Annotated in this window: 13 protein-coding genes; 5 read left to right on the forward strand and 8 right to left on the reverse strand. The window is 64.3% G+C overall.

Annotated features, from left to right (window positions below):
* Positions 1–8 precede the first annotated feature (8 nt).
* Together GOW72_RS06535 and GOW72_RS06540 are read left to right on the forward strand one after the other, a co-directional pair.
* The gene (locus tag GOW72_RS06535; protein ID WP_170366131.1) at positions 9–950 is read left to right on the forward strand and encodes a glycosyltransferase family 2 protein; all 942 of its coding nucleotides are present in this window, start codon (positions 9–11) and stop codon (positions 948–950) included.
* 185 nt (positions 951–1,135) lie between these two features.
* A complete protein-coding gene (locus tag GOW72_RS06540; RefSeq protein WP_170366762.1) occupies positions 1,136–2,524 on the forward strand; it encodes a DEAD/DEAH box helicase in 1,389 nt (462 codons plus the stop codon).
* Positions 2,525–2,585: 61 nt separating this feature from the next.
* Here GOW72_RS06540 and GOW72_RS06545 read toward each other — a convergent pair whose 3' ends face one another.
* The 3 genes from GOW72_RS06545 to GOW72_RS06555 are packed head-to-tail and all read right to left on the reverse strand — an operon-like array spanning position 2,586 to position 4,608.
* Positions 2,586–3,488: a DMT family transporter gene (locus GOW72_RS06545; RefSeq protein ID WP_170366133.1), complete on the reverse strand. Its 903-nt coding sequence runs from the start codon at positions 3,486–3,488 to the stop codon at positions 2,586–2,588.
* Positions 3,489–3,509: 21 nt separating this feature from the next.
* Positions 3,510–4,412, reverse strand: a complete 903-nt coding sequence (locus tag GOW72_RS06550) for a fatty acid desaturase (RefSeq protein ID WP_170366135.1) — start codon at positions 4,410–4,412, stop codon at positions 3,510–3,512.
* Positions 4,405–4,608 (reverse strand): DUF2061 domain-containing protein, encoded by a 204-nt coding sequence (locus GOW72_RS06555; protein ID WP_170366137.1) that lies wholly within the window; start codon positions 4,606–4,608, stop codon positions 4,405–4,407. Before GOW72_RS06555 ends, GOW72_RS06550 begins: the two co-directional genes overlap by 8 nt.
* A gap of 110 nt (positions 4,609–4,718) precedes the next feature.
* Between GOW72_RS06555 and GOW72_RS06560 the strand changes: the two genes are divergently transcribed.
* Both GOW72_RS06560 and GOW72_RS06565 read left to right on the forward strand, forming a co-directional pair.
* Positions 4,719–5,585 carry a helix-turn-helix domain-containing protein gene (locus GOW72_RS06560; protein ID WP_170366139.1) on the forward strand — a complete coding sequence of 289 codons (867 nt, stop codon included), beginning with the start codon at positions 4,719–4,721 and terminating at the stop codon, positions 5,583–5,585.
* A gap of 90 nt (positions 5,586–5,675) precedes the next feature.
* Positions 5,676–5,858 carry a hypothetical protein gene (locus GOW72_RS06565; protein WP_093962276.1) on the forward strand — a complete coding sequence of 61 codons (183 nt, stop codon included), beginning with the start codon at positions 5,676–5,678 and terminating at the stop codon, positions 5,856–5,858.
* Here the strand turns inward: GOW72_RS06565 and GOW72_RS06570 are convergent.
* The 3 genes from GOW72_RS06570 to bcoG form a co-directional block, all read right to left on the reverse strand.
* The gene (locus tag GOW72_RS06570) at positions 5,855–6,616 is read right to left on the reverse strand and encodes an SDR family oxidoreductase (RefSeq protein WP_170366141.1); all 762 of its coding nucleotides are present in this window, start codon (positions 6,614–6,616) and stop codon (positions 5,855–5,857) included. The two genes, GOW72_RS06565 and GOW72_RS06570, sit on opposite strands and share 4 nt — an antisense overlap.
* Positions 6,613–8,076 carry a carnitine 3-dehydrogenase gene (locus GOW72_RS06575; RefSeq protein WP_170366143.1) on the reverse strand — a complete coding sequence of 488 codons (1,464 nt, stop codon included), beginning with the start codon at positions 8,074–8,076 and terminating at the stop codon, positions 6,613–6,615. The genes GOW72_RS06570 and GOW72_RS06575 overlap by 4 nt, the downstream gene beginning before the upstream one ends.
* Before the next feature lie 79 nt (positions 8,077–8,155).
* Positions 8,156–9,070 carry a 3-dehydrocarnitine:acetyl-CoA trimethylamine transferase BcoG gene (bcoG, locus tag GOW72_RS06580; protein WP_170366145.1) on the reverse strand — a complete coding sequence of 305 codons (915 nt, stop codon included), beginning with the start codon at positions 9,068–9,070 and terminating at the stop codon, positions 8,156–8,158.
* Positions 9,071–9,203: 133 nt separating this feature from the next.
* On the opposite strand from bcoG, the gene GOW72_RS06585 reads away from it, so the two are divergent.
* Entirely contained in the window at positions 9,204–10,190 is a 987-nt protein-coding gene (locus tag GOW72_RS06585) for a GlxA family transcriptional regulator (RefSeq protein ID WP_170366147.1), read from the forward strand.
* 70 nt (positions 10,191–10,260) lie between these two features.
* On the opposite strand, the gene GOW72_RS06590 is transcribed toward GOW72_RS06585, so the two are convergent.
* Both GOW72_RS06590 and GOW72_RS06595 read right to left on the reverse strand, forming a co-directional pair.
* Entirely contained in the window at positions 10,261–11,307 is a 1,047-nt protein-coding gene (locus tag GOW72_RS06590; protein ID WP_170366149.1) for an aldo/keto reductase, read from the reverse strand.
* A gap of 56 nt (positions 11,308–11,363) precedes the next feature.
* A complete protein-coding gene (locus GOW72_RS06595; protein WP_170366151.1) occupies positions 11,364–11,825 on the reverse strand; it encodes a DNA polymerase III subunit chi in 462 nt (153 codons plus the stop codon).

Raw genomic sequence — 11,825 nt, forward strand, 5'->3', positions numbered from 1 at the left:
GTCATCGCATGACCGCAGCCGGGCCGAGCTGGGGCATCGTCTCGACGGTGCGTGGATCGGCCCGCGACATTCTGAGTTTTGCGGCCTACCACCTGGATCTGGGCGCGGATCACCTCTACCTCTACCTTGATGAGCCCAACCGGCGGGCTTTTCGCCCCCTGCGCCGCCACCCCAAGGTGACCGTCCGCATCTGCGACGATGCGTTCTGGGCGGCGCGCAAACGGGACAAGCCCGAGCGCCACCAGGTCCGCCAGACCGTTCATGCGACCTTTACCTATCGCCACACCGATCTCGATTGGCTAGCGCATATAGATGTGGACGAGTTCCTGTGGCCCACGGCCCCCATCGCGGACTTGCTGGGCGAAGTGCCCGAAACGGTGCACGCGGTTCGGGTTCGTCCGATCGAGGCCCTGGCCTGCGGCGACGATCTCTACAAAGCGTTCATCCCCCAGGGCCCCGAACGCGAAGCGCTTGTCGAGACGATCTATCCAAACTACGGCGCTTTCGTTCTGGGCGGCTTTCTGAGCCACGTACAGGGCAAGCTGTTCGTGCGCGCGGGGATGGAGAACCTCAATTATCGCATCCACAATCTGTTTCAGAACAAGGTCATCTTGCCCTGTAAGACCGAGATGCCGCAGATCGACCTGTGCCACCGCCACGCCCCGGATTGGGAGCATTGGTGGTCACACTATCGGTTTCGACTGGAACGCGGCTCGTACCAGCCCGGCATGGCTCCGAACGTACATCGCGATCGGGGCGGGTTGAACATGAACGAACTGCTCAGTTGGATCGAGGCCGAAGAAGGCGAGAAAGGTCTGCGCAAGTTCTTTGACGAACTCAGCGCCACCGACCCGCAGGTTCGCGCGCGCCTGCAGGAACGGGGCCTCATCAAGCACCGACCGCTTGATCTTGAGGAAAAGCTGCAGAAACACTTTCCCGGAAGCTGCTGAATTGTTGCACGAAATCGCCAGTGACGCGATGTAGCGGTATAGATGAAACTGTCTTCATTTGACCCTGCCACACCTTTTTGTTATGTCCGCATCCAAGCCGAAACGCGCATGGTGCGCATGGCCATCCGGGCCCGGCATTTTTCATACGCGCGGGCCAGGTCAGTGTCCGCATGAACCGGACATACATGACGAAATTCAACGATCTGAACCTGAACCCCAAGGTCCTCAAAGCTATTGAGGAAGCCGGCTACGAAACCCCGACCCCGATCCAGGAAGGCGCCATCCCACCGGCGCTGGAAGGGCGAGACGTTCTGGGCATCGCCCAGACCGGCACTGGCAAGACCGCCAGCTTTACCCTGCCGATGATCACTCTGCTGGCGCGCGGCCGCGCCCGGGCACGGATGCCGCGTTCGCTGGTGTTGTGCCCGACGCGGGAACTGGCGGCGCAAGTGGCGGAAAACTTCGACACCTACACTAAGCATCTGAAGCTGACCAAAGCGCTGCTGATCGGCGGCGTCAGCTTCAAGGAACAAGAGGCCCTGATCGACCGCGGCGTCGACGTGCTGATCGCCACGCCCGGCCGTCTGCTGGACCATTTCGAACGTGGCAAGCTGCTGCTGACCGGCGTACAGATCATGGTCGTGGACGAGGCTGACCGGATGCTGGACATGGGGTTCATTCCCGATATCGAACGCATCTTCTCGCTGACGCCCTTTACCCGGCAGACGCTGTTTTTCTCGGCCACCATGGCGCCCGAGATCGAGCGGATCACCGACACGTTCCTGTCGGCCCCGGCCCGGATCGAAGTGGCCCGTCAGGCCACCGCGTCCGAGACCATCGAACAGGGTGTCGTGATGGTCAAAGGCGGTCGCCGCGACCGTGAGGGCAGCACCAAGCGCAAGGTCCTGCGCGCGCTGATCGATGCCGAAGGTGACAAATGCACCAACGCCATCATCTTCTGCAACCGCAAGACCGATGTGGACATCACCGCGAAATCGCTCAAGAAATACGGCTATAACGCCGCGCCGATCCACGGCGATCTGGACCAGTCGCAGCGGATGAAGACGCTGGACGGGTTCCGCGACGGCTCGGTACGTTTGCTGGTGGCGTCTGACGTGGCCGCGCGCGGGCTCGACATTCCGTCGGTCAGCCATGTGTTCAACTTCGACGTGCCCAGCCACCCCGAGGACTATGTGCACCGCATCGGCCGCACCGGCCGCGCCGGGCGCGAGGGCAAGGCGATCACCATCTGCTCGGCCCGCGATGAAAAGGCGCTGGATGCGATCGAGAAGCTGATCCAGAAGGAAATCCCGCGTCTGGACAACCCGGTTCAGGCCGAACCGGCCGAGGCCGAGGACAAAAAGCCCGAAAAGAAATCGCGCGCCTCGACCCGCAAGGACGAGGTCAAGAAGGACAAGCCCGCCAAGGACGTCGCGTCGAACGACAAACCTGCCAAGGAAAAGCGTGGCAAAGGCCGTGGACGTCGCGACGATGGCGGTCCGGCCGTCGTCGGCATGGGCGATCACCTGCCCAGCTTCATCGCACTCAGCTTTGACGAACGCCGCGCGGGCTGACCCGCCTGCATGGCAAAAAGTTCAGAAGGCGCACGGACCTCCGCGCGCCTTTTTTTGCATCTCAGATCGCGGCGACCAGGATCAGGATCGAAAGGCCTAGCAGGACCATCCCCGCAATCTCGCGCCGGGTCACCGTCTCGCGGAACACCAGGACCGAGGCCATGAGGCTGAAAATCAGCTCCACCTGCCCCAGCGCTTTGACGTAGGCTGCGTTCTGCAGGCTGAAGGCCCAGAACCAGCAGAACGACCCGCCCAGGCTGGTCAGCCCGACAAAGATACCGGTGCGCCGCGTGTCCCACACCGCGCGCAGCTCGGCCCGGTCGCGCCAAACCAGCCACAGCGCCATAGACAGGAACTGGATCGAGACCACGACCGCCAGCGTCACCAGCGCCCGAAACCAGGCCTCGCCATCGCCCAGTTGCAGCGACGCGCCGCGATAGCTGACCGCGGAAAAGGCGAACAAGACGCCCGATCCCAGCCCCAGTTGCGAGGCGCGGTTGGTCAGGTGACGCCACCACGCCCCACTGCCGCCCGGCGTCTTCGACAACAGCAGAACCGCCAGCAGCCCCAGCAGGATGGCCGCGAACGCACCGGTTGAAACCCGGTCACCCAGCACGACGAAACCGACGATTGCGGTCTGGATCACCTCGGTTTTCTTGAAGGTGATGCCGACGGCAAAGTTGCGCTGTTTGAACAGCGCCACGACGCAGATCGTGGCAAGGATCTGGGACAGCCCGCCGATGGCGGCATAAAGCCAAAACAGAGGCGGCAGCGCCGGCAGCGGCAGACCGCTGAGCCGGATCGCTCCTGCCAGACCCAGCAGCACCAGAGGCATCGAGTAGGCAAAGCGCGCAAAGGTCGCGCCAGTCGCCGACAGCTTCACGCTGCTCAGCGACTTCTGCAGCATGAAGCGCACCGTCTGAAAGGTGGCGGCGGCCAAGGTTACGGGAATCCACAAACTCATGGATCCCCTTCTGTCGTCAAATCAGAGTTTTGGCCAGAGCGGATGCGCCACAGGATCCTTGGCACGCCAGAAATATTGCCGGAAAACCTGACCGTACGAGCGATAGACATAGGCCTCGTTGCAGGCCAGATAGCGCTCTTTTCCTCGGCGATAGAGCGCGGGCAACCGATACCATGGCGCCGCCGGGTTCATGTGATGAACGACGTGCAGGTTGTTGTTCAGAAACAGAAAGGCAAGCGGCCCGCGGTCTTCGACGATCACCGTGCGGGCGCGCGACTTTTCGTGCGCGCGGTGTTCCAGAAAGGTGCGGATCTTGACCAACGCCAGCCCCAGATAGGCCGCCAGGACAAAGGCCCAGACCGGCATCGCGGATTGCGCCACGATCCACAGAACCAACGCCACACCCGGCAGGTGCAAGGCCCAGGCCAGCCAGATGTCGCGGTCCCCGCGCACCGCACCGCGCCAGTCGTCGCGCAGAAAAGCCAACTGGCCGATGATCGGACCCAGCGCCATGCGCCCCAACAGCGTGTTGTTCGCCTTATAGACCCACCGCTGCCACCGCGGCAGCCTGACCCAGACCGCCGGGTCCAGATAGTTGGATTCCGGATCGTCATAGGGGTCGGTCAGGTTGGCATCCTGATGGTGCGCCAGATGCAGATCGCGGAAGCGGTTGTAGGGGATGAACAGGGTCAGCGGCAGCGCCATCAGCGCCTCGTTCAACCACTTTGCACGGAACGGGTGGCCGTGCAGCGCTTCATGCGTCAGCGAAGAATGCAGCGCCGCGACGACACCCATCATCGGCACCGCCAGCCACAGCGACCACGCCGCCACGCCGAAAATCGCAATCAGCCAAAGGGCATAGCAGGCTACGATCAGGGCAAAGGTCGGCCATTCGGGGGATTTTGGGGTGGTCGCCTCAGCCATGTCGCCCCCAGGAGATTCCGGCCCAGATGCGTTCGTAAATCACGTAGAGCGTCAGCCCGATGGCCGTGTTCACCACCGCCAATGCGCCTCCGATAGCGGCCGAGCCGGTGGCGACCAGCCCCACCACGGTCATGACCGCAAGGCCCATCGCATTCCAAATGATTGCCTTCACGACAGATCTTCGCCGCGTTTCCATTCCGGTCCCCAGTCTTTTTTGGTTTTCCCATAAGCGTTACCTGCCGCCGGCCCTGTCGAGAATTCCGAATATGATTAACAAATCTCAGCGACCGTGATATTTATCATCACATGCAGGAAAATTTCGACAAACGAGACCGCGCCGCGCAGTTCCGCCTGCGCCTGGCCCGTGCGATGGACCAACGGAAGATGAGCCAAAGCGCACTGGCGCGCACCATCGGGGTCGATCGCTCGACCGTGTCCCAGTTGCTGACCGATACGGGCGCGCGCCTGCCCAACGCCCATGTCGTGGGCAGCTGCGCCTCGGCTCTGGGGGTGTCGGCGGATTGGCTGCTCAGCCTCTCGAACCGACCCGAGAGCGCGGCCGAGCTGCTGGCCAGTTCTCTGACCATGACCGAGGCACCCCGCGCCCTGGTCGACGAGCGCATCTTTGAATGGCATCAGGAGGCCGCCGGCTACAAAATCCGCTATGTTCCGGCCACCCTGCCCGACATGCTGAAAACCCGCGCCGTGCTGGAATGGGAATATGCGCCGCATCTGGGCCGAACCGCCGACCAGGCCATCGGCGCCTCCGAGGACCGCCTGACCTGGATGCGCGGGGCCCAGTCTGACTATGAAATCGCCATGCCGCTGTATGAGATTCACAGCTTTGCCCACGGCACCGGCTATTATGACGGGCTGCCCTTGAATGTGCGGCTGGACCAGATCGACCACATGCTGGAGCTGTGCGAGCAGCTGTACCCGCGCATGCGCATCTACCTGTTCGATGCCAAGCGGCTCTACTCCGCGCCGGTCACCATCTTTGGTCCGCTGCTCTGCGTGTTCTATGCCGGCAGCCATTACATGGCCTTCCGCGACCGGGACCGGATCGAGGTTTTTACGCGCCATTTCGATACCTTGGTCCGCGAAGCTGATCTAACCGCCCGGCATTTTCCGACTCATCTGCGCCAACTGCGCGCGGTCATTTCGGCAGGGTGACGCCAGTCCACAGGTGCAATTTCCCACCTGATCCTCTATATTGAGGTGCGCGAAAATCCGAACGATCCGACCCAAAGGAGGATATCAGGAATGGACGCTCTCAAAACCGCTCAATACGCACGCGCCCTCTACTCGGCGCATGGCGACAAGGCCGAGGCCGAAGCCGCCCAGAAAGCCCGCGAATTCGAAGCCGCCGGAAACGTGGAAGAGGCGCAGAACTGGCAGGCCGTCCGCGCCTCGATCCGCCAGATGCGCGGCCCCAACCAAGGCTAAAGCTTGGGGTCGGGGTTCACGGTGTGCCCATCGACGGCGATGACCTGCCCCGACACCAGCCGCGCCGCATCCGAGGCCAGGAACACCGCCATGGCGGCAATGTCACGCGCTTCGACGAAGCGGCCCATCGAAGTACCCGCCGCATAGCCCCGATAGACCTGATCCCGGGTCATGCCCTTGGCGGCCGCTTCGCGCTGCAGCACGCCCTCCATCCGCGGGCCCTCCACCGCGCCGGGGCAGATGACGTTGCAGCGCACGCCGTGCGGCCCCAGCTCCATCGCCAGGGTCTTGCCCAGCCCGATCACCGCCCATTTCGCCGCTGCATAGGGCGCACGGTTGGGATAGCCGTACTGCCCGGCGGTCGAGGATGTGATCAGCACCACGCCGTTCCCCTGCCGTTTGAGCATCGGCGCGGCGTATTTCGCGCACAGAAACGCCCCATCCAGATTGACAGAAATACATTTTTGCCAATCGCTTAGCGCCACATCCTCGATCAATGCGGTCGGCCCCGCGACACCCGCATTCGCGCACAGAACGTCCAAACCGCCCCACTTCGCCGCGATCTGGCCGAACAGCGCAGCGACGGCGCCCTCATCCGACACATCGACCTGCGACCGCCCCCAGTGATCCGGGCAGGCCTGAAGCGCAGCCGCGTCCACATCGGCCACCCAGACCTGCGCGCCGGCGGCGTCGAACGCTTCGGCCATCGCGCGCCCCACGCCCGAGGCCCCGGCGGTGATCAGAACCCGACCGGTCATGACGGTTTGCGGATCGCCGCCCCTGCGCCCTCGGGATAGGGCAACCCGGCCTGCGCTTCGGCGATGCGGGCCATTTCGGCTTCGATCTGCGGCGACGGCGCACAGGGCCGACGGGTTTCCAGGCTGACATGCAGCAGAAAGCTCTCGCCCGTGGCCAGCAGTTTGTCGCCCTCGTACATGCTGTGGAACAGGTGCAGCTTCTTGCCCTGCCCCAACAGCATCTGCGTGCGCACCTCGATTTTCGCCCCGGCATGGGCCTCGTCCAGATACCGGATGTGATTTTCAGCCGTGAAATAGCTGCCGCCCGAGGCGATGTAGTCGGCATCGCAGCCGATGATCTCCATGAAACGGTCGGTCGCTGCGGCAAAGGCCTCGAGATACCGCGCCTCGTTCATGTGACCGTTGTAATCGGTCCAGTCCAGCGGCACCGCGCGGGCCAGCGTCAGGATCGGCTGGCTCAGATCGGCCTGATCCAGCGCCGGCAGGGCACCCGGCTTCAGCAGCGCGTCATGCCGGTTCAGCACCGACCCCGCGCCCCAGTCGCGCGCCTTCAAGGCCCGCATCATACCCACCAGATTGTTGTCGCGAATGCGCTCCAACTCGCGGATCGAGTGCATCCCCGATTGCGCGTCCGACTGATCGGCGATCATGTCAACCAAATCGTCGGTGAACTCGGGCACGTCCATCAGTTTGGTCCAGGGCCATTTCAACGCCGGGCCGAACTGTGCCATGAAATGCCGCATCCCGGCCTCGCCCCCGGCCACGCGATAGGTCTCGAACAGGCCCATCTGCGCCCAGCGGATGCCAAAACCCATGCGGATCGCCTCGTCCACCTCCTCGGTCGTGGCCACGCCGTCCTTGACCAGCCACAGCGCCTCGCGCCACACGGCTTCGAGGAACCGGTCGGCGATATGCGCGTCGATTTCCTTGCGGACCTGCAGCGGGAAAAAGCCGACCGAGCGCAACACATCCTTGGCCTGCCCGACCAGTTCGGGCGGGTTGGCGGCCGAGGGCACCAGTTCGACCAGCGGCAGAAGGTAGACCGGGTTGAACGGGTGCGTCACCACGATCTGTTCGGGCCTTAGCGCACCTTCCTGCAACTCGGAGGGTTTGAACCCGCTGGTCGAGGACCCGATGATCACCCCCGGATCACAGGCCTCCTGCAGCCCCTTGTAAACCTTCAGCTTCAGGTCCAGCCGCTCGGGCACGCTTTCCTGTATCCAAGTGGCCCCCTGCACCGCGTCGGCCATGTCGGCATGAAAGCTTAACGCGCCTTCGGGCGGCAGCGGCACATCGCTCAGCCCGGGCAATGACCGCCGCGCGTTGTCCAGGACCTCGCCGATTTTTCGCTCGGCCTCGGGGTCCGGGTCGAACACCCGCACGTTCCAGCCATTCAGCAGAAACCGCGCGGCCCATCCGCCGCCGATCACGCCACCACCGATGATCGCTGCCGTCTTCATCTTCTCTCCTTCGCCCCGAACGTCCAAGCCGCACCGGGGGCCATCGTTGTTCGACAGATTTTGTGAGGGTCGCCCGCCGTCAGGACGCCACAGGCGCCCGTTTGACCAATCCCAGCTTCTCGCGCACCTCGGCCGGGCCGATCACCCGCGCGCCCATGTTCTCGATGATCGTTCCGGCGCGCTCGACCAGTTGCCAGTTTTCGGCCAGCACCCCCTTGTCCAGCCACAGGTTGTCCTCGAGCCCCACGCGCACGTTGCCGCCCGCAAGAACCGAGGCCGCCACATAGGCCATCTGATGCCGCCCCAGCGAGAACGCGCTGAAGGTCCAGTCGTCGGGCACATTGTTCACCATCGCCATGAAGGTGTTCAGGTCATCCGGCGCGCCCCACGGCACGCCCATGCACAGTTGCACCAGCGCGTTCGGGGCCAGAACGCCCTCTTTCACCAGTTGCTTGGCAAACCACAGATGGCCAGTGTCAAAGGCCTCGATCTCGGGCTTCACGCCCAGATCAGTCATCATCTGCCCCATCGCCCGCAACGCGCCCGGCGTGTTGGTCATCACATAGTCGGCCTCGGCAAAGTTCATGGTGCCGCAATCCAGCGTGCAGATCTCGGGCAGACATTCGGCCACATGGGCCACGCGTTCCGACGCACCGATCATGTCGGTCCCCTCGGCCACGGGAAACGGAGCTTCGACCCCACCGAACACGATGTCACCGCCCATGCCGGCGGTCAGGTTCAGAACCACGTCCACCTCGGCGTCGCGGATGCGGTCGGTCACCTCGCGATACAGGTCCAGACGGCGGCTGGGCGCGCCGGTTTCGGGGTCGCGCACATGGCAATGCACCACTGCCGCCCCGGCCTTGGCCGCCGCGATGGCGCTCTCGGCGATCTGCTTGGGTGAACGCGGCACATGTGGGCTGCGATCCTGCGTTCCACCCGAGCCGGTCACGGCACAAGTGATGAAGACTTCGCGGTTCATTTCCAAAGGCATGGTGTTATCCCCAAGTTATACCCGGCTTCGCCATGGGTTTTCCCCAGGCTTGTCCCCGGATTCCGATTTGCGTCTGGCCCCGACTCTGGCGCAGCCTTGACCAGACAACTTGCCAGAATGCGAATCAGACTTGATGAAATCCGCAAAAAACATCCTCCAGCCGGAGCACCGCGCGCTGAAAACCGCAGTACTGGTGCTGGACGAGTGCAACACGCTCAGCTTCGCCTCGGCGGTGGACCCGATGCGCGCCGCCAACCGGCTGGCCGACCGCCCGGCCTTCGACTGGGACTACGTGACCGCCACGCCCGAGCCGGCGATGCTGACCAGCGCGCTGCAAGTGCCGGGCATCCCGCTGGCGCGTCTCGACCACTGCGACCTGATGATCGTGATCGCGGGGTTCAATCTGGTGCGCCACGCCACCCCCAGCCTGCTGGCCGGACTGCGCCGCATCGCCAATACCGGCGCCACTATGGCGGGCATCGACGGAGGCCCCTGGCTGCTGGCCGAGGCGGGGCTGCTTGACGGCCACGCCGCCACCACCCACTGGGAGGATCTCGAGACCTTCGCCACCCGTTTCCCCGAAGTCGACGTGCGCCCCGACCGGTACACCGTGTCCGGCAACCGCCTGACCTCGGGCGGTGCGATCCCCGCGGTCGAGATGATGCTGCACATCATCGCGGCACGCCACGGCGCCGGCTTCGCGGCCCGTGTGTCGGGCCTGTTCCTCTACGAAGGCGCCCCCGAACCCGGCAGACCACAGAGCCGTACCGGGGCGCCACACCGCCACAACGCCCTGACCGCCCGCGCCAACGCGATCATGCAGGCCGCGCTGGACGACCCGCTGCCCCTGGCCGAGATCGCAAGGGCCCTGGGAACCAGCCCGCGCACCCTGCAGCAGCAATTCCGCCTGCGTCTGAACACCACGCCACAGGACCACTACCTGCAACTGCGCCTGGCCGAGGCCCGCCGACTGGTCACCGACACCGACATGGCGCTGATGGATGTGGCACTGGCCACGGGGTTCACGTCACAATCCAGCTTTGCGCGCGCTTTCCGCACGGCGCATGGACTATCCGCCCGCGACCTCAGGCAGGACCGCACCCAGCCCACCCATCACTGACGGGCGAGCTTCATCTGGTCATAGATTTGGGGGGAGTTGGCCACGGCGACGGGGGCAGCGCCCCCATCCCTCAGTACGGCATCGGATGCGCGCGATGGGCCGCGTTGATCTCGGCCATAACCTCATCGGACAGCACGACATCCCGCCCCTCCAGGATCCGTTCCAGCTGCGCCTGCGTGGTCGCGCCGAAGATGACCGAGGTCATGAACGGCCGCGCCTGGCACCAGGCCAGCGCCATGTGCACCGGGTCCAGCCCGTGTTTCGCGGCAATCGCCAGATAGGCTTCGACCGCGTCGAACACCCGGTCGCCCTTGCGCCCGCCCATCTGCGGCACGATCGACATGCGCGATCCCTCGGGCACCGCCCCGCTCTGATACTTGCCGGTCAGAAATCCGGCGGCCAGCGGCGAGAAAGCCAGAAGACCCACATCCTCATAGGCGCTCAGCTCGGCCATGTCGGTGTCATAAAGGCGGCACAGCAGCGAATACTCGTTCTGGACCGACGCCACCCGTGGTGCCCCCATCTCGTCCGACAGGCGCAGCCACTGAGCGGTGCCCCAGGCGCTTTCGTTCGACAGGCCGAAGGCGCGGATATTGCCCTGGTCCACCTGCGACTGCAGCGCCTCGAGGCATTCGCGCATATTGTCCAGAACCGCCTGCCTGTCGCCGCCCGAGGGGTCATAGTCCCAGTTCTGCCGGAACATGTAACTGCCGCGGTTGGGCCAATGGAATTGGTACAGGTCGATGTAGTCGGTCTGCAGACGCCGCAACGATCCCTCGATGGCCCCGGGGATCGTGCTGGCCGAGATCGGTGCTCCGTCCCGCGCATGCGCGAAGCCCGCGCCCGAATGCTTGGTAGCCAGTACATAACTGCCGCGGCGGGCCGGATGTGCCGCATTCCAGTTGCCGATAATCTGCTCGGTCTTGCCCACGGTCTCCTTGGTGATCGGGTTGACCGGGTACATCTCGGCGGCATCAAGGAAATTGATCCCGGCCGCCAGCGCCGTGTCGATCTGACGATGCGCATCCGCCTCGGGGGTCTGCGTGCCGAATGTCATGGTTCCGAGGCACAGGTCCGAGACCTGGATGCCCGTGCGGCCCAACGGTTTCATTTTCATCAATCAATCTCCTGTCGCGCGGATCGCCACGCCTGCAATCTGATTTCGGTCCCGAGTCAGCCGGATTCGGCCTTTTTCTCCCAGCGGCCGGATTCCTCCGACCAATACTGCGCCGCGCAACCCGCCGCGGTCAGCGTCTTCCATTGACCACGCGCATGGTCCACCGCGCTTGGATCGTTGCCGTCGAACAGGATGCAAACCCGCTCCGAGGCGGTCACCTCATCCGGCGTCACCTCGGCCCCGTCCACCGCCATCAGGCAAGACGGGTTGTTGGCAGCGTCCGCCTCGGTAGTCAGCAGAATCGGCTGAACCGCGTCATACGGCCCACCTGCCTGCCCATGCGGCAGAAACGCGTCTTCGGGGCCCAGCCAAAGCCTTTCGTCCAGCCAGTCCATCCGCGCAGGGTCAGTACCTCGCACCGCAATCCGCCACCCGGCCTGTCGTGCCTTGTCCAGCAATACCGGCAAGGTCTGCTCAAGTGGATGGCGGGTCAGGTGGTAGAAGTAGACGGCGCCCAT

It is taken from the genome of Ruegeria arenilitoris (assembly GCF_013032855.1).
GTDB lineage: Bacteria > Pseudomonadota > Alphaproteobacteria > Rhodobacterales > Rhodobacteraceae > Ruegeria > Ruegeria arenilitoris.